We start from the raw sequence: 16,765 nt of genomic DNA, 5'->3' as shown, positions 1-16,765 counted from the left end.
GGCGCTCAAGCCCTCAGGGCTGGCGCGGGATCATTCCCACTCAATGGTCGCCGGCGGCTTGCTCGACACGTCGTAGGTGACGCGGGAGATGCCCTCGATTTCATTGATGATGCGGCCGGAAACGGTTTCCAGCAGTTCGTAAGGCAGGTGTGCCCAACGCGCGGTCATGAAGTCGATGGTCTCTACGGCACGCAGGGCTACGACCCAGGCGTAACGACGGCCATCGCCGACCACGCCGACCGATTTCACCGGCTGGAACACCACGAAGGCCTGGCTGACCTTGTGGTACCAGTCGGCCTTGCGCAGTTCTTCGATGAAGATGTGGTCGGCGCGACGCAGCAGGTCGGCGTATTCCTTCTTCACTTCACCGAGGATGCGTACGCCCAGGCCCGGGCCCGGGAACGGGTGACGGTAGACCATGTCGTACGGCAGGCCCAGTTCCAGGCCCAGACGACGGACTTCGTCCTTGAACAGTTCGCGCAGTGGCTCGACCAGTTTCAGGTTCATCTCTTCCGGCAGGCCGCCCACGTTGTGGTGCGACTTGATCACGTGGGCCTTGCCGCTTTTCGCGCCAGCCGACTCGATCACGTCCGGGTAGATGGTGCCCTGGGCCAGGTACTTGATGTTGTCCAGTTTGTTGGACTGGGCATCGAACACGTCGATGAAGGTGCGGCCGATGATCTTGCGCTTCTTCTCCGGGTCGGCTTCGCCGGCCAGGTTGTTCAGGAACTGCTCTTCGGCGTTGGCGCGGATCACCTTGACGCCCATGTTCTCGGCGAACATGGCCATCACTTGCTCGCCTTCGTGCAGGCGCAGCAGGCCGTTGTCGACGAACACGCAGGTCAGCTGGTCGCCGATGGCCTTGTGCAGCAGCGCGGCAACCACCGAGGAGTCAACACCGCCGGACAGGCCGAGCAGGACGTTGTCGGTGCCGACCTGGGCGCGAACCTGGGCGATGGCGTCTTCAGCAATCTTCGATGGCGTCCACAGGGCTTCGCAGCCGCAGATGTCGAGGATGAAGCGCGACAGGATGCGACCGCCTTGCTTGGTATGGGTCACTTCCGGGTGGAACTGCACGCCGTAGTAGCCGCGAGCATCGTTGAACATACCGGCAATCGGGCAGCTCGGGGTGCTGGCCAGGATGTGGAAGTCTTCCGGCATCTTCGTGACTTTGTCACCGTGGCTCATCCACACGTCGAGGCCGAACAGGCCATCGGCGTCGATGTGATCTTCGATGCCGTCGAGCAGGCGGCTCTTGCCGACTACGTCAACGCGGGCATAACCGAACTCACGCAGCTCGGAACCTTCAACCTTGCCACCCAGTTGCTCGGCCATGGTCTGCATGCCGTAGCAGATACCGAAGACCGGCACGCCCAGGTCGAACACCGCTTGCGGGCAGCGCGGGCTGTTGGCTTCGTGAACCGACTCCGGGCCGCCGGCGAGGATGACGCCTTTAGGAGCGAATTCGCGGATCGCATCTTCGTCCATGTCGAACGGGTGCAGTTCGCAGTACACACCGATTTCACGCACGCGGCGGGCGATCAGCTGGGTGTACTGGGAACCGAAGTCGAGGATCAGGATGCGGTGGGCGTGAATGTCGAGGGCCATGATTCAGTCTCGTCTAAAAAATTCGGAAACAGTCGTGATTCAGAAACAACTCGGGGCTGAATAAAACAGCCCCGGTTGCTTAGCTTGTTGCTTGAAGGCTCAACCTACGCGGTAGTTTGGCGCTTCCTTGGTGATCTGCACGTCGTGAACGTGGGACTCGGCCATGCCAGCGCCGGTGATCCGCACGAACTCAGGCTTGGTGCGCATTTCTTCGATGTCGGCGCTGCCGGTGTAGCCCATCGAGGAACGCAGGCCGCCCATCAGCTGGTGGATGATCGCGCTCAGGGTGCCTTTGTAAGGAACACGCCCTTCGATGCCTTCCGGAACCAGCTTCTCGGCGCCTGCCGAGGAGTCCTGGAAGTAACGGTCGGAGGAACCTTGAGCCTGGGACATGGCGCCCAGCGAACCCATGCCGCGGTAAGCCTTGTACGAACGGCCCTGGAACAGTTCGATCTCGCCCGGCGCTTCTTCGGTACCGGCGAACATCGAGCCCATCATCACGCAGGAAGCACCGGCTACGATGGCCTTGGACAGGTCACCGGAGAAACGGATGCCGCCGTCGGCGATCAACGGTACGCCAGTGCCTTCAAGGGCAGCGGCGACGTTGGCGATGGCACTGATTTGCGGCACGCCGACACCGGCGACGATACGGGTGGTGCAGATCGAGCCAGGGCCGATACCGACCTTGACTGCGTCAGCGCCGGCTTCGGCCAGGGCCTTGGCGGCAGCGCCGGTGGCGATGTTGCCGCCGATGACCTGCACTTCAGGGAAGTTCTGCTTGACCCAGCGAACGCGGTCGATCACGCCCTTGGAGTGACCGTGAGCGGTGTCGACCACCACCACGTCAACGCCGGCAGCGACCAGGGCGGCAACGCGGTCACCGGTGTCTTTACCGGTGCCGACTGCAGCGCCAACACGCAGACGACCTTGATCGTCCTTGCTGGCCAGCGGGTAAGCCTTGGCTTTTTCGATGTCGTTGACGGTCATCATGCCCTTGAGGGCGAACTTGTCGTCGACGATCAGCACGCGTTCGATGCGGTGCTTGTGCAGCAGTTCACGCACATCGTTCTTGTCGGCGCCTTCCTTGACCGTGACCAGACGCTCTTTAGGCGTCATCACTTCACGGACAGTGGCTTCCAGACGGTTCTCGAAACGCACGTCACGGGAGGTGACAATGCCGACCAGGTCGCCATTGTGCAGCACCGGAACGCCGGAGATGTTGTGCATGCGGGTCAGTTCGAACAACTCGCGCACGGTGGCGTCGGCGACGATGGTGATCGGGTCTTTGACCACACCAGCTTCGTAACGCTTGACCTTGCGGACTTCCGCAGCTTGCTGCTCGATGGTCATGTTCTTGTGGATGATACCGATACCACCTTCCTGAGCCATGGCGATTGCCAGACGGGCTTCAGTGACGGTGTCCATGGCGGCGGAAACCAGTGGAATATTCAGCTCGATGCCACGGGTAAGGCGGGTCTTGAGACTGACTTCGTTAGGAAGCACCTCGGAATAACCGGGCACTAGGAGAATGTCGTCGAATGTCAGAGCTTCTTGGCTGATACGCAGCATCGCGGGGGCTCCCGAGCGGGAAAATGGAAGCGCGCCATTATAGTCAGACACCCCCTCGGGTTCAATGTAAAACTCTGTCTATTATTGGCATTACTGACATACGGAGATTGGCGCCGTCTACAACTCGACTTTCACCCAACTGACCGGCTGATCGAGCCAATCGGCGAATTCATCGATAAAGCCCTGCTTGAACCCGGCTTCGGCCCAGTTATTGAAGATGAAACCGAGGTTGGAGAAGCCGCATTCCTGCAGGAACAGGAAGCCGTTGATGTCGTCTTCATGCCCGCATTCGGGGCAGGTGAAGTTGTCGGTACGCCCCGGCATCCAGTCTTCCAGACTTTCGAACAGGGCCTCACCGATTTCCTTGCGGCACTCGGCGCAGCCCGCCTCTTCAAGGAAACCCTTGGCAGGCGTATAGATGCAACGCTTGGTGATGATCTCCAGGCCATTGATCGGCTCGCCGAACGGCAGGGCTTCGGGGTGCAGGACCACTGCGCGGGCACCGTCGGCGATGGCGTGGGCCATGCGATTGCCGGTGCGGCCGCAGGTGGTCAGTTCTTCCTCGATGATGTTCTTGCGCACCAGCCAACGCACGACGGCCCGGGCCCGGGGTTCGTGCACCGGCAGGGTGGAGATTTTCGGGACGATGATGCTTTGGGAATTCATGGGTACAGGCCTGGAGCTTTGATAAAGGGACTTGAGCATCCACAAATTATAGGTCGACCCAGACCTGATGCCTGGCACCGATCCTGTGGGAGCGGGCTTGCCCGCGAAGACGGTGGGTCAGTCAACACCTATGTTTGATGTGCCGACGCCTTCGCGGGCAAGCCCGCTCCCACAGGGATTGCAGACTTGCCCGAGAAGTTTTACAGCTCTACGACAACCGCCTGCGAAGCACGGGTCGCCTTGGCGCGGGCGGTTTCGATCGATTCGTCGCGCGCCAGGGCCACGCCCATGCGGCGCTGGCCGTTGACTTCAGGCTTGCCGAACAGGCGCAGCGCGGTGTCCGGTTCGCTCAGGGCGGCGCCCAGGTTGGCGAAAGCGGTCTGGGTCGACTGCCCTTCCACCAGGATCACCGCCGAGGCCGAAGGCCCGAACTGACGGATCAACGGGATCGGCAGACCGAGAATGGCCCGTGCATGCAGGGCGAACTGCGACAGGTCCTGAGAGATCAGGGTCACCAGGCCGGTGTCGTGTGGGCGCGGCGAGACTTCGCTGAACCACACCTGATCACCCTTGATGAATAGCTCGACGCCGAACAGACCACGGCCACCCAAGGCTTCGGTCACGGCTTTGGCAACACGCTCGGACTCAGCCAGGGCAATCGCGCTCATGGCTTGCGGCTGCCAGGATTCCTGGTAGTCGCCCTTCTCCTGACGGTGGCCGACCGGCGCGCAGAAGGTGGTGCCGCCGACGTGGCGCACGGTCAGCAGGGTGATTTCGTAGTCGAAATCGATGAAGCCTTCAATGATCACCCGGCCTTTACCGGCACGGCCGCCTTCCTGGGCGTAATCCCAGGCTTTCTGCACGTCATCGGCGCTGCGCAGCAGGCTCTGGCCCTTGCCCGAGGAACTCATGACCGGCTTGACCACGCATGGGAAACCGAGGTCTTCGACGGCTTTGCTGTAGTCCTCGAAGGTGTCGGCGAAGTGGTACGGCGAGGTTGGCAGGTCCAGCTCTTCAGCGGCCAGGCGACGGATGCCTTCGCGGTTCATGGTCAATTGCGCAGCGCGGGCGGTCGGGATCACATTGAAACCTTCGGCCTCCAGCTCCACCAGAGTCGCGGTGGCGATGGCTTCGATTTCCGGCACGATGAAGTGCGGCTTCTCGGCTTCGATCACGGCACGCAGGGCAGCGCCATCGAGCATGTTGATCACGTGGCTGCGGTGCGCCACCTGCATGGCCGGCGCGTTGGCGTAGCGGTCCACGGCAATCACTTCAACGCCCAGGCGTTGCAGCTCGATCACCACTTCCTTGCCCAACTCGCCACAGCCACACATCAATACGCGGGTCGCGGTCGGCGACAATGGGGTTCCGATACGGGTCATCTGAAGGTCCTCAAGGAGCGGATCATCGAGGGACGCGTCGCCATGCGCGCTTCCCATGGGGAGAAAGCGCGGCATTTTACATGAACTTCAGCCGACGACAGCCTGTTTGCGCAGGCGCCAGGCCATGATCAGCCACACGGCGGTGACCCCGGCGAATTTCGAACCCAGGGCGGTGAGGATCACCCCCGGCGTCAGGGCGTCGATCATGCCGAAAAAGATAAAGGTATCGAGGGGAATGCTCAGGGCCGAACTTATCCACAGGCGATCATGCAGCGGACGCCTGGTGATGCTGAACACCAGCCAGTCGATGCACTCGGAAACCGCGAACGCCGTGGCGCTGGCCAAGGCGATGGACGGATCAGAGGTGACATAGGACAACACCAGCGCCACCAGCATCGCCGCGAGGGCGCCATGCCCGAATCGGGCTTGCACCATGTCGCGCAACACAAACACCAGCCCGCCCCAGGCCGACCAGATGATGTCCAGGTGCGGCGCGGTGGAAAAGGCGTAGTTGATCAGCACGACGCTGCTGATGTAGGCGATCAGGAAGAGCATGGCGTGTACAAGTACCTGTCAATTTTGTGCACAGGGTACTTCAGGGATGGCTTTGGGCCAATAGAAGTGGCGACTGTGCCGGCCTCTTCGCGAGCAAGTCGAATCGTCGCACCGCCGCTCCCACATTGGTCTTGTGTACGCCACAGATCATATGTGGGAGCGGGCTTGCTCGCGAAGGCGGCCTGTCAGGCGCCAGATTTCCCAGGGAGCATCCAGATCAACCCACTGGACTTGGCCCGCTCATGACACAACCCCAGCACCTTGCGCCGCTCGTCGTTGTCCATGCGGCTCCAGCGGGTAATCTCCTCCACCGTGCGTTGGCAACCGGTACAGACATCATCGTCGTCCAGCGCACAAATATTCACGCAGGGCGATGCTACCGGGCGTTCGGTGGTGGTCATTGTTCCTGCTCGGCCAGGTCGCGGGCATAGCGCTGCGAGTTGTGCACGTAGTGAGCAGCGCTGGCCTCCAGCATCCTGATTTGCGGCTCGGTCAATTCGCGCACCACTTTGCCGGGCGACCCCATGACCAGCGATCCGTCCGGAATCTCCTTGCCTTCGCCGATCAGCGAGTTGGCGCCGATGATGCAGTTTTTGCCGATCTTCGCGCCATTGAGAATCACCGCGTTGATGCCGATCAGGCTGTAGTCGCCGACGGTGCAGCCGTGGAGCATGGCGTTGTGGCCGATGGTCACGCCGGTGCCGATGGTCAGCGGGTAGCCCATGTCGGTGTGCATCACGGTACCGTCCTGGACGTTGCTGTTCTTGCCGATCAGGATCAATTCGTTGTCGCCGCGCAATACGGCGTTGAACCAGACGTTGGCGCCCTCTTCCAGCTTGACCTTGCCCACCAGCACGGCATTGGGTGCGACCCAGCTCTGTGGATGGGTTTCGACGCGGGCGTCGCCCAGGCGGTATTTCATTGTGGTATTCCTCAAGGCTCAGGCAGGCTTTTTTCAGCAAAACCAGGATTCAGGCCATTCGAACGATGGCTTCAGATATTGATAAAGCTTTTGGGAGGCTGATGCAGGCTGATTTTGGCGTCATACAGCAGGTTGATCAACTCGACGATCATGATCGCCGTCAGCCCCCAGATCTTGTATTCGCCAAAGCGATAGCTCGGCACGTACCAGCTGCGGCCCTGATAATCGATGCGATGGGTATGTTCGCGGGGGTCTTTGCGGAAAAACTCCAGGGGCACGCTGAACACCGCGGCGATCTCGGCATCGTTGGCCTGGTATTGGACAAAATCCGGGATCACCCCGACATAGGGCGTGACCTTGATGCCATGCAGGCTGATCAGCGGGCTGAGCGGGCCGATCACCTCGACCAGCCCCGGCGGCAGGCCGATCTCTTCTTCGGCTTCACGCAGGGCGGTGAAAATCAGGTCAGGGTCTTCGGGGTCACGGCGCCCACCGGGGAAGGCGACTTCGCCGCCATGGGTCGACAGGCCGCTGGCACGCAGGGTCAACACCAGCTCGGGCTCGTCACTGCGGGTGATGGGCACCAGCACCGCGGCCTCGGGAAAACGACGGTCGGTCTCCAGTGTGCGTGGAGTGTGGTTACTAACCCGATGCAGTAGCTCATCCAGCATGAGTGTTCTCGATCTGTGCCTTACCCGGCATCATGCACCAATCGCTGCGGCCGCCCAACCCCCGCAACCGCCCCATGTCGCGAAACGACAACTTGCCGACCGGCACTGCCGCACGCCAAGATAGGCGCAGCATTCAGGAACCCCAGCATGAAATTTTGCAGCCAGTGCGGTAACCCGGTGACCCAGCGCATTCCCGAAGGCGATTCGCGACTGCGTTTTGTCTGCGACAGTTGTCACGCCATTCACTACCAGAACCCCAACATCGTCGCCGGCTGCGTGGCGACCTGGGGTACCAAGGTGTTGTTGTGCCGGCGGGCCATCGAGCCACGTCGCGGTTACTGGACCCTGCCCGCCGGCTTCATGGAGAACGGCGAGACCATCGAACAGGCCGCCATTCGCGAAACCGCCGAGGAAGCCTGCGCCCGGGTGCGCAACCTGAGCATCTATACCCTGATCGACGTACCGCACATCAGCCAGGTGCATGTGTTCTTCCGTGCCACGCTTGCGGACCTGGACTTTTCTGCCGGCCCCGAGAGCCTGGAAGTGCAACTATTCGACGAAGCGGACATTCCATGGGATGAGCTGGCTTTCCGCACGGTGGGCCGTACCTTAGAATGCTTCTTCGCTGACCGGCGGACCGAGGTCTATCCCGTTCGGTCTGAATCGATCCCGCCACTTGCTCAGCCTGCCATTATCTGATGTCATCTCGGCATCACACAAAGGCGCCGAAAGATCGCCCGAACGCGGCACGAGCCTGCGACAGCTCCTGCAAAAACTTCTATACATAAATAGTCGCGACACCTCCTGGGGAATCGTTTCAATGCGCTGGTTGCTTGCCCTGTTCTGTTTGTCGTTTGTCACGGTGTCCCAGGCTTCTGCCGTGGAAACCCTGGACGGCAAGGTCATCGAGAAGATCCTGATTCTCAAGTCTTCCCATCAATTGCAATTGATCAATGACGGCAAGCCGCTCAAGACCTATCGCATTTCCCTGGGCAAGCGTCCCAAGGGGCCGAAGCTGATGGAAGGCGACAAGCGCACCCCGGAAGGCTTCTACTGGGTCGACTGGCGCAAGATCAGCGACCGCTTCAACCTGGCGATGCACATTTCCTACCCGAACATCAGCGATTCTGCCCGCGCCCGTCGTGAAGGCGTCGAGCCCGGCGGCATGATCATGATCCACGGCACCCCGGACAGCGAAGACACCCCGGAAAACCTGTTCCACACCCTGGACTGGACCGACGGCTGCATCGCCATGCGCAACATGGACATGCGCGAAGTCTGGAACCTGGTGCCGGACGGCACGATGATCGAAATCCGCCCGTAATTCCCCACGACCATTGGTCGCCCGCAAAAAATAAATTCAAAAGATCGCAGCCTTCGGCAGCGCCTGCAGGGCTGATACCAATCTCGCCTGCAGGAGCTGCCGCAGGCTGCGATCTTTGCCTTCAAAATACCCTCCTCTAATACCACTTCAAACCAACCCCCATTCCAACCAGCCGGCAAGGCAGGTTTCCCTACACAAACAGCAAAGCTCTGGCGTTGACATGGTATTCAAGTGGTATTAGTTTTCGCCCATTCACGGGCAAAAACATTCCAACATCCGCCCCGGACACCCGCCATGAACGATCTCCAGGCCCTGCGCCCCGACGACACCCAACCCACGCCGTTGTACCTGCAACTGGCACGCAATCTGGAAGCGGCGATCCACGCCGGCCAGTGGAAAGCCGAGCAGGCGATGCCATCGGAACGCAATTTGAGCGAGACGCTGGGCATCTCCCGCGTCACCGCCCGCAAGGCGTTGGAGGTGTTGTTCGAACAAGGCCTGATCCGCCGCAACCAGGGCTCCGGCACTTTCATCACGCCGCGCCTCGAACAACCGTTGTCGCGCCTTTCCGGTTTCAGTGAAATGCTCCGCCTCAAGGGTTTCGTGCCCGGTTCGCAATGGCTGGAACGGGAAATCACCCTGCCGACCCACGAAGAGCTGATCCGCCTCGGCCTGTCGCCCAACGACAAGGTTGCGCGCCTCAAACGCCTGCGCAAGGCCGACGACACGGTGATGGCCATCGAGATGAGTACCCTGCCCGCCTCGATCATTCCCAAGCCGCAGGCGGTGGGCGATTCCCTCTATGAGTTCCTCGACGGCATCGGCAAACCGGTGGTCCGCGCCCTGCAGCACATCCAGGCGATCAACGCCTCGGACGAGTTCGCCGCGCTGGTGGGCATTGCCCCCGGCACCGCCATGTTGCTGATGACCCGGGTCGGCTACCTCGAAGACAACACGCCCATCGAAGTCACCGACACCTATTGCCGTAACGACTACTACGACTTTGTCGCAGAGCTTCGTAGATAAAAAACCGAGATCCCGACATGTCAGAAGACAACATCCTCACCGCCCACGGCTGGGTTCGCGGCCGACTGGTGCACGAACACGGCAAAGTCGTGTCGATCGAAGGCCAGCCCTGCGATCCGGCGGACAATGATCTGCCGTACCTGCTGCCGGGTTTCATCGACCTGCACGTTCACGGCGGCGGCGGCAAGGACATCATGGAAGGCGCGCCGGCCTTCGAAACCATCACCCGTACCCACGTGCGCTTCGGCACCACGTCGTTGCTGGCCACCACCATGACCGCACCGAGCGACGAGATATCCAGCGTGCTCAAGGCCGTCGGCGAGTTCTGTGAGCAGCGACCCCAAGGCTGCGCCCGGGTGCTCGGCGTGCACCTCGAAGGCCCCTACATCAACCCCGGCAAACTCGGCGCGCAACCCAACTTCGCCCATACCGCGCTGATGACCGAAGTCGAAGCGTACCTGGCACTCGCACCGATCCGGGTGATTACCATTGCCCCGGAAATCGCCGGTCACGATGCCTTGATCCGCGACCTCAGCAACCGCGGCATCCGCATGCAGATCGGCCACACCCTGGGCAGTTATGAGGAAGGCGTGGCCGCACTGGAGGCCGGCGCCAGCAGTTTCACCCACCTCTACAACGCCATGAGCCCGCTGCATCACCGCGAACCGGGGATCGTCGGCGCCGCGTTGGCCCACGCCAAATACGCCGAACTGATCCCGGATTTGCTGCACGTGCACCCCGGTGCCATCCGCGTGGCCCTGCGTTCGATTCCGTGCCTGTATTGCGTCACCGACTCGACCGCCGCCGCCGGCATGCCTGACGGCGAGTACAAGCTCGGCAGCCACACCGTGACCAAATGCCTGGGCGGCGTGCGCCTGCCCGACGGCACCCTGGCCGGCAGCACGCTGACCATGGATCAGGCCCTGCGCAACCTGGTGAAGATCGGCCTGCCCATCGCCGAAGCCTCGCAGCGCCTGTCGCAATTCCCCGCCGACTACCTCGGCATCACCGAACGCGGGCGCCTGCAACCGGGGGCCTGGGCCGACTGCGTGCGGCTGGATCGCTCACTGAAACTGACCGCTGTCATGGTCGAAGGAGAAGACATTGACTTCAAAAATGCTTGAAGAGGCGCTGTCCTCGTTCGAGGCCGTGCAGGCCCAGTTGCAAACACTCGACCCGCAGATGATCGAGATCGCCGGGCGCCTGCGTCGTCAGCCGCCGCAAGTGGCCATGACCGTGGCGCGCGGCAGCTCCGACCACGCCGCCAGTTACTTCGCCTACCTGACCATGCAACTGTTGGGCATCCCGGTGGCGTCGCTGCCGATGTCGGTGGTGACCATGCAGCAGGCGCCCTTGAAGGTCAGCGGCCAGGTGGCATTCGCCTTTTCGCAATCGGGGCAAAGCCCGGACCTGGTCAACAGCCTGCGCCTGCTGCGCAAGCGCGGCGCCTTGAGCATTTCGCTGGTCAACGCCGAAGACTCGCCGCTGGAAGCTGCCTGCGAATTCAGCCTGCCACTGTGTGCCGGCACCGAAAGCAGCGTCGCCGCGACCAAGAGTTTTATCGCCACCCTCAGCGCCAGCGCCCGGTTGATTGGCCACTGGAAAGAAGACGCCGAATTGCTCGAGGCCGGTTCTGCCTTGCCCGATGGCCTGCGCCACGCCGCGCAACAGGACTGGAGCCCGGCCATCGACGCCTTGCGCGATTGCCAGCGGCTGATGGTGATCGGCCGTGGCGCCGGTTTCGCCATCGCCCAGGAAGCTGCGCTCAAGTTCAAGGAGACCTCGGCGATCCAGGCCGAAGCCTTCAGCAGCGCCGAAGTCCGTCACGGTCCGATGGCCTTGATCGGCGACAACTACCCGCTGCTGGTGTTTGCCCCACGGGGTGCCGAACAGGCTGGTTTGTTGAGCCTGGCCGCCGACATGCGCCAACGCGGCGCCCGGGTCCTGCTGGCCGCGCCGGATGACGTGCTTGAACGCGACCTGACCCTGACCCGCGCCGAACACCCGGCCCTCGACCCGATTCTCGCGATCCAGAGTTTCTACGTAATGGCCGCCGGCCTGGCCGTGGCCCGTGGCATGGACCCGGACCAGCCGCGACACCTGAGCAAAGTGACGCGTACGCACTGAACGCCCCCCCTGTAGGAGCGAGCTTGCTCGCGATGGTCGTCAACGAAAACGCGCGTTTGCTGGATAAGCGCGGCGTTCTTTAGTCCATCGCGAGCAAGCTCGCTCCTACAGGGGCACGTTGATCCGAACCGTATTTTTTTATGAGACCGAGCCATGCATAACAACAATAAAGAGCTGACCTTAAGCGCCCCGCTCAGCGGCCCGGTGCTCACGCTCGCCAAAGTCCCGGACCCGGTGTTCGCCAGCGGTGCCATGGGTGACGGCATCGCCATCGATCCGCTCAACGACACACTCCACGCCCCCTGCGCCGGCGTGGTGGTGCATGTCGCCCGCACCGGTCACGCGGTAACCTTGCGTGCCGATAACGGCGCGGAATTGCTCCTGCACCTGGGCCTCGACACGGTCGAGTTGCAGGGCCAGGGCTTCTCGATGCTGGTCAAGGAAGGCGCGCGCGTCGCCAACGGCCAACCGCTGCTGCGCTACGACCTGGACAAGGTCGCGCAACAGTGCAAGAGCCTGGTCAGCCTGCTGATCCTCACCAACAGCCAGGACTTTCAGGCACGCCCCATCACCCTCAAGTCGGTCAAGGTCGGCGAGCCGCTGCTGCACATCATTCGTCGACAGACGTCGAGCGCACAGGTCGATGCCGAGTTTGCCGGCGCAGAGATTGTCGGTCTGGTGCGCATCGCTCACCGTGGCGGTCTGCACGCGCGGCCGGCGGCGTTGATCCGTCAGACCGCACAAGGATTCAAAAGCAAATCGCAGCTGCATTTCGCCGGCAAGTCGGCCACCTGCGACAGCCTGATCGGCCTGATGGGGCTGGCCATCGGCGAACAGGCAGAAGTCCAGGTCAGTTGCCAGGGCCCGGACGCCGAAGCCGCGCTGCAAGCCTTGTTGACCGCGTTATCCACAGCCCTGGCTGAAGACCACCACGCCGCCGCGCCAGCCACGATTGCCCAACGCAATCGCCCCGCCGAAGCCGGCGTGTTGCACGGCGTCTGCGCGGCACCCGGCCTGGTCGGTGGGCCGCTGTTTCGCCTGAATGCGATCAGCCTGCCGGTGGATGCCGGCCACCATGATCCGCAGCAACAACAGCAAGTGCTGGACGCGGCACGGAGCCAGGTGCGCAGCGAAATCGAGCACACGCTGGCCCAGGCGAAAAAACACAAGGACACCGCTGAAGAGGCGATTTTCGCCGCGCACCTCGCGCTGCTCGAAGACCCGGCCTTGCTGGACGCCGCCAGTCAAACCGTCGCCTTGGGCACGGCTGCGACCCATGCCTGGAGCCAGGCCATCGACGTGCAATGCGAAGTCCTCCAGCAAACCGGCAGCACGCTGCTGGCCGAGCGCGCCAACGACCTGCGCGACCTCAAGCAACGGGTGCTGCGCGCATTGCTCGGCGATACCTGGCATTACGAGGTGCCGGCCGGCGCCATCGTCGCGGCCCATGAACTGACGCCATCGGATTTGCTGCAACTGAGCCAGCAAGGCGTCGCCGGGCTGTGCATGGCCGAAGGTGGCGCGACCTCCCACGTGGCGATTCTGGCCCGGGGCAAAGGCCTGCCGTGCATGGTCGCACTGGGTTCGACGCTGCTCGATCAGCAACAGGGGCAAGCGGTAGTGCTGGACGCCGACGGTGGCCGCCTCGAACTGACACCCAGTGCGGAGCGTCTGGCCGACGTGCGCCAGCTGCAACAGCAACAGCAACAACGCCGGGCCGAACAGCAGGCCCAGGCCCACACACCGGCACTGACCAGCGATGGCCTGCGCATCGAAGTCGCCGCCAACGTGGCGTCCAGCACGGAAGCGGCAGACGCACTGGCCAATGGCGCCGACGGCGTCGGCTTGCTGCGCACCGAATTTCTCTTCGTCGACCGCCACACCGCCCCGGACGAACAGGAACAACACCAAGCCTATCAAGCGGTGCTCGATGCCATGGGCGACAAGTTGGTGATCATCCGCACCATCGACGTCGGCGGCGACAAGCAACTCGACTACCTGCCACTGCCCGCCGAGGCCAATCCGGTGCTCGGCCTGCGCGGCATTCGCCTGGCTCAGGTTCGCCCTGAACTGCTCGACCAGCAACTGCGCGCACTGCTGCACCTGCGCCCGCTGTCGCGTTGTCGGATCCTGCTGCCGATGATCACGGAAGTCGATGAACTGCTGCACATCCGCCAGCGCCTCGACGCCTTGTGCGGTGAACTCGGCCTGGCGCAACGCCCGGAGCTGGGGGTGATGATCGAAGTTCCGGCCGCCGCGCTGCTGGCCGAGCAACTGGCCGAACACGCGGACTTCCTGTCCATCGGCACCAACGACCTGTCGCAATACACCCTGGCCATGGACCGCGACCACGCAGGGCTCGCCGCCCGCGTCGATGCGCTGCACCCGGCACTGCTGCGGCTAATCGCCCAGACCTGCGCCGGAGCGGCACAGCACAACCGTTGGGTGGGCGTATGCGGCGCACTGGCGTCCGATCCACTGGCCACGCCGGTGTTGATCGGCCTGGGGGTCAGTGAGTTGTCGGTGAGCCCGGTGCAGATCGGGGAAATCAAGGACCGCGTGCGTCATCTCGACGCCAGCGAATGCCGGCGCATCAGCCAGGGCCTGCTCAAGCTGAGCAGCGCCAGCGCGGTGCGTCATGCCTGTCACCAGCATTGGCCTCTGAGCTAAAGAACAACAAGAATCCACGGAGAACCGCCATGTACCAACTTTTCATCGAAGGCCTGCAACGCCTCGGCCGCGCGCTGATGCTGCCGATCGCGATCCTGCCGATTGCCGGCCTGCTGCTGCGCCTGGGCGATACCGACCTGCTGAACATCGCGATCATCCACGACGCCGGCCAGGTGATTTTCGCCAACCTGGCGATGATCTTCGCCATCGGCATCGCGGTCGGTTTCGCCAAGGACAACAACGGTACGGCGGGGCTCGCCGGGGTGATCGGCTACCTGGTGATGATCTCCACCCTCAAAGTGCTCGACCCGAGCATCAACATGGGCATGCTCGCCGGGATAGTCAGCGGCCTGATGGCCGGCGCGCTGTACAACCGCTTCAAGGACATCAAGTTGCCGGAGTACCTGGCGTTCTTCGGTGGCCGGCGTTTTGTGCCGATTGCCACCGGGTTCGCCGCCGTGGGCCTGGGCGTGGTGTTCGGCTATATCTGGCCGCCGATCCAGCACGGCATCAACAGCTTCGGCACGCTGATGATGGAAAGCGGCAGCTTCGGCGCGTTCGTCTTCGGTGTGTTCAACCGCCTGCTGATCGTCACCGGCCTGCACCACATCCTCAACAACATGGCGTGGTTCGTGTTCGGCAATTTCACTGACCCCACCACCGGCGCGCTGGTGACTGGCGATCTGTCGCGCTACTTCGCCGGCGACCCGAAAGGCGGCCAGTTCATGACCGGCATGTTCCCGATGATGATCTTCGGCCTGCCCGCCGCCTGCCTGGCGATGTACCGCAACGCCCTGCCGGAGCGGCGCAAGGTGATGGGCGGGATCTTCCTGTCGATGGCGTTGACCGCGTTCCTGACCGGCGTCACCGAGCCGATCGAATTCGCCTTCATGTTCCTCGCGCCATTGCTGTTTCTGCTGCATGCGTTGCTGACCGGCCTGTCGATGGCCATCACCAATGCGCTGAACATCCACCTGGGGTTCACCTTCTCCGGCGGCTTCATCGACATGATCCTTGGCTGGGGCAAGTCCACCAACGGCTGGCTGGTGTTCCCGGTGGGCCTGGCGTATGCCGTGATCTATTACGTGGTGTTTGATTTCTGTATTCGCCGCTTCGACCTGAAAACCCCGGGCCGTGAAACCAGTGCTGCCACCCCGCAGGTTGCGGTGGCCGACAATGAACGCGCCGGAGCTTACATCAAGGCCTTGGGCGGTGCCGAAAACCTGATCACCGTCGGCGCCTGCACCACGCGCTTGCGCCTGGACATGGTGGATCGCAACAAGGCCTCGGATACTGACTTGAAAGCGCTCGGCGCCATGGCTGTGGTGCGTCCGGGCAAGGGCGGGAGTTTGCAGGTGGTGGTGGGGCCGATGGCCGACGCGATTGCCGATGAGATTCGCCTGGCGATGCCGGCGCTGGGTCGCGCATTGGTGTCGTCACCAGCGGCAGAAATCGACGCACCGCCACCTGCCGCCGTGGCGACACCCGAGGCGCAGCAATGGCTCAATGCCCTGGGTGGTGGCGACAACGTGCTGCAACTCGACTGCATCGCCATGACCCGCATCCGCCTGCAACTGGACAATGGCAAGGCGTTGTCGGAGTGTGATTTGAAAGCATTGGGTTGCCAGGGTGTGAGTCAGCTGGACGGTGGCGTGTGGCATCTGCTGATTGGCGACAAGGCACCGAGTTTGAGCGAGGCGCTGGAGGCGTTGGTCAATCGTAGTGAGGTGAGTGCCAAGGTTTAGATTCTTGGTGCCTGACAGGCCGCCATCGCGAGCAAGCTCGCTCCCACATTGGATCTGCATACACCGGACCACTGTGGGAGCGAGCTTGCTCGCGATGAGGCCCTCACTGACACCACTGAATCCTGGGCGATAAAAAACCCGCTGAAATCACTTTCAGCGGGTTTCTCATTTCAGCAGCCAGGAAGATCAGAAATCCTCCAACCGCCATACTTCATAAGCCGGTGTCTCATAGGGATGGCTCTGTTTCAGAGCCGCCACCACCGAGCGAATCAACTCATCCGCCACCACCAGCTCAACCTTCCATTCCTCGACCTGCTCGACCTGCCCTGCCTCGCCAATGAATGGCTGACTGCCATCCAGTGGGCGAAACTGGCCGAGGCCCAACACTTGCCATGCGCAGTGGTCGTAAGCACCGATCCGTCCGCCACCGGCGGCGAATACGGCACTTTTGACCACTTCGACATGACTGTCGGGAACAAAAAAACTGAGCTTGTACACGG

At 62.4% G+C, this 16,765-nt stretch carries 17 protein-coding genes; 7 read left to right on the top strand and 10 right to left on the bottom strand.

The annotated features are described in order from the left end of the window. Window positions 1–30 precede the first annotated feature (30 nt). From guaA to AC3IT6_RS05030, 9 genes are all read right to left on the bottom strand, one after another. Window positions 31–1,608 carry a glutamine-hydrolyzing GMP synthase gene (gene guaA, locus AC3IT6_RS05070; RefSeq protein ID WP_150754483.1) on the bottom strand — a complete coding sequence of 526 codons (1,578 nt, stop codon included), beginning with the start codon at window positions 1,606–1,608 and terminating at the stop codon, window positions 31–33. Window positions 1,609–1,707: 99 nt separating this feature from the next. Continuing rightward, window positions 1,708–3,177: an IMP dehydrogenase gene (gene guaB / locus AC3IT6_RS05065; protein ID WP_008053208.1), complete on the bottom strand. Its 1,470-nt coding sequence runs from the start codon at window positions 3,175–3,177 to the stop codon at window positions 1,708–1,710. Window positions 3,178–3,294: 117 nt separating this feature from the next. Continuing rightward, window positions 3,295–3,843, bottom strand: coding sequence for a sugar ABC transporter ATPase (locus AC3IT6_RS05060; protein ID WP_489354484.1), 549 nt, complete (start codon window positions 3,841–3,843; stop codon window positions 3,295–3,297). A 200-nt stretch (window positions 3,844–4,043) separates the two neighbouring features. Beyond that, window positions 4,044–5,225, bottom strand: coding sequence for a formate-dependent phosphoribosylglycinamide formyltransferase (purT, locus tag AC3IT6_RS05055; RefSeq protein ID WP_489354483.1), 1,182 nt, complete (start codon window positions 5,223–5,225; stop codon window positions 4,044–4,046). An 87-nt stretch (window positions 5,226–5,312) separates the two neighbouring features. Continuing rightward, window positions 5,313–5,780 (bottom strand): VUT family protein, encoded by a 468-nt coding sequence (locus AC3IT6_RS05050; protein WP_095943066.1) that lies wholly within the window; start codon window positions 5,778–5,780, stop codon window positions 5,313–5,315. A 185-nt stretch (window positions 5,781–5,965) separates the two neighbouring features. Beyond that, window positions 5,966–6,181 (bottom strand): DUF1289 domain-containing protein, encoded by a 216-nt coding sequence (locus AC3IT6_RS05045; RefSeq protein WP_489354482.1) that lies wholly within the window; start codon window positions 6,179–6,181, stop codon window positions 5,966–5,968. Then, on the bottom strand, window positions 6,178–6,702 hold the full coding sequence (locus AC3IT6_RS05040) for a gamma carbonic anhydrase family protein (RefSeq protein ID WP_218429474.1): 525 nt from the start codon (window positions 6,700–6,702) through the stop codon (window positions 6,178–6,180). Before AC3IT6_RS05040 ends, AC3IT6_RS05045 begins: the two co-directional genes overlap by 4 nt. A 71-nt stretch (window positions 6,703–6,773) precedes the next feature. Beyond that, window positions 6,774–7,373 (bottom strand): CoA pyrophosphatase, encoded by a 600-nt coding sequence (locus AC3IT6_RS05035; protein ID WP_150754488.1) that lies wholly within the window; start codon window positions 7,371–7,373, stop codon window positions 6,774–6,776. Further along, on the bottom strand, window positions 7,363–7,506 hold the full coding sequence (locus tag AC3IT6_RS05030; protein ID WP_172435319.1) for a hypothetical protein: 144 nt from the start codon (window positions 7,504–7,506) through the stop codon (window positions 7,363–7,365). Before AC3IT6_RS05030 ends, AC3IT6_RS05035 begins: the two co-directional genes overlap by 11 nt. 14 nt (window positions 7,507–7,520) lie before the next feature. Between AC3IT6_RS05030 and AC3IT6_RS05025 the strand changes: the two genes are divergently transcribed. From AC3IT6_RS05025 to nagE, 7 genes are all read left to right on the top strand, one after another. Beyond that, on the top strand, window positions 7,521–8,072 hold the full coding sequence (locus tag AC3IT6_RS05025; protein WP_056721207.1) for an NUDIX hydrolase: 552 nt from the start codon (window positions 7,521–7,523) through the stop codon (window positions 8,070–8,072). Window positions 8,073–8,193: 121 nt separating this feature from the next. Next, complete coding sequence (locus AC3IT6_RS05020) at window positions 8,194–8,697, top strand: L,D-transpeptidase family protein (RefSeq protein ID WP_489354481.1); 504 nt, start codon at window positions 8,194–8,196, stop codon at window positions 8,695–8,697. Window positions 8,698–8,991: 294 nt separating this feature from the next. Beyond that, window positions 8,992–9,723, top strand: a complete 732-nt coding sequence (locus AC3IT6_RS05015) for a GntR family transcriptional regulator (protein WP_046040977.1) — start codon at window positions 8,992–8,994, stop codon at window positions 9,721–9,723. Window positions 9,724–9,740: 17 nt separating this feature from the next. Further along, a complete protein-coding gene (gene nagA, locus AC3IT6_RS05010; protein WP_489354480.1) occupies window positions 9,741–10,847 on the top strand; it encodes an N-acetylglucosamine-6-phosphate deacetylase in 1,107 nt (368 codons plus the stop codon). Further along, window positions 10,828–11,850 (top strand): SIS domain-containing protein, encoded by a 1,023-nt coding sequence (locus AC3IT6_RS05005; RefSeq protein WP_223444092.1) that lies wholly within the window; start codon window positions 10,828–10,830, stop codon window positions 11,848–11,850. The genes nagA and AC3IT6_RS05005 overlap by 20 nt, the downstream gene beginning before the upstream one ends. Before the next feature lie 153 nt (window positions 11,851–12,003). Next, window positions 12,004–14,520 (top strand): phosphoenolpyruvate--protein phosphotransferase, encoded by a 2,517-nt coding sequence (gene ptsP, locus AC3IT6_RS05000; protein WP_489354479.1) that lies wholly within the window; start codon window positions 12,004–12,006, stop codon window positions 14,518–14,520. A 29-nt stretch (window positions 14,521–14,549) separates the two neighbouring features. Beyond that, on the top strand, window positions 14,550–16,265 hold the full coding sequence (nagE, locus tag AC3IT6_RS04995) for an N-acetylglucosamine-specific PTS transporter subunit IIBC (protein WP_489354478.1): 1,716 nt from the start codon (window positions 14,550–14,552) through the stop codon (window positions 16,263–16,265). A 186-nt stretch (window positions 16,266–16,451) separates the two neighbouring features. On the opposite strand, the gene AC3IT6_RS04990 is transcribed toward nagE, so the two are convergent. Further along, window positions 16,452–16,763 (bottom strand): YqfO family protein, encoded by a 312-nt coding sequence (locus AC3IT6_RS04990; RefSeq protein ID WP_008053216.1) that lies wholly within the window; start codon window positions 16,761–16,763, stop codon window positions 16,452–16,454. Window positions 16,764–16,765 lie beyond the last annotated feature (2 nt).

It is taken from the genome of Pseudomonas sp. KH_017 (assembly GCF_057840285.1).
The sequence above is the reverse complement of the archived record's forward strand: the minus strand, read 5'-3'. Positions and strand labels throughout refer to the sequence as shown.

Excerpts from the sequence above, each read along its gene's own strand:
- guaA (WP_150754483.1), bottom strand. The coding sequence starts at position 1,608 with ATGGCCCTCGACATTCACGCCCACCGCATCCTGATCCTCGACTTCGGT.
- guaB (WP_008053208.1), bottom strand. The coding sequence starts at position 3,177 with ATGCTGCGTATCAGCCAAGAAGCTCTGACATTCGACGACATTCTCCTA.
- AC3IT6_RS05060 (WP_489354484.1), bottom strand. The coding sequence starts at position 3,843 with ATGAATTCCCAAAGCATCATCGTCCCGAAAATCTCCACCCTGCCGGTG.
- purT (WP_489354483.1), bottom strand. The coding sequence starts at position 5,225 with ATGACCCGTATCGGAACCCCATTGTCGCCGACCGCGACCCGCGTATTG.
- AC3IT6_RS05050 (WP_095943066.1), bottom strand. The coding sequence starts at position 5,780 with ATGCTCTTCCTGATCGCCTACATCAGCAGCGTCGTGCTGATCAACTAC.
- AC3IT6_RS05045 (WP_489354482.1), bottom strand. The coding sequence starts at position 6,181 with ATGACCACCACCGAACGCCCGGTAGCATCGCCCTGCGTGAATATTTGT.
- AC3IT6_RS05040 (WP_218429474.1), bottom strand. The coding sequence starts at position 6,702 with ATGAAATACCGCCTGGGCGACGCCCGCGTCGAAACCCATCCACAGAGC.
- AC3IT6_RS05035 (WP_150754488.1), bottom strand. The coding sequence starts at position 7,373 with ATGCTGGATGAGCTACTGCATCGGGTTAGTAACCACACTCCACGCACA.
- AC3IT6_RS05030 (WP_172435319.1), bottom strand. The coding sequence starts at position 7,506 with ATGCTGCGCCTATCTTGGCGTGCGGCAGTGCCGGTCGGCAAGTTGTCG.
- AC3IT6_RS05025 (WP_056721207.1), top strand. The coding sequence starts at position 7,521 with ATGAAATTTTGCAGCCAGTGCGGTAACCCGGTGACCCAGCGCATTCCC.
- AC3IT6_RS05020 (WP_489354481.1), top strand. The coding sequence starts at position 8,194 with ATGCGCTGGTTGCTTGCCCTGTTCTGTTTGTCGTTTGTCACGGTGTCC.
- AC3IT6_RS05015 (WP_046040977.1), top strand. The coding sequence starts at position 8,992 with ATGAACGATCTCCAGGCCCTGCGCCCCGACGACACCCAACCCACGCCG.
- nagA (WP_489354480.1), top strand. The coding sequence starts at position 9,741 with ATGTCAGAAGACAACATCCTCACCGCCCACGGCTGGGTTCGCGGCCGA.
- ptsP (WP_489354479.1), top strand. The coding sequence starts at position 12,004 with ATGCATAACAACAATAAAGAGCTGACCTTAAGCGCCCCGCTCAGCGGC.
- nagE (WP_489354478.1), top strand. The coding sequence starts at position 14,550 with ATGTACCAACTTTTCATCGAAGGCCTGCAACGCCTCGGCCGCGCGCTG.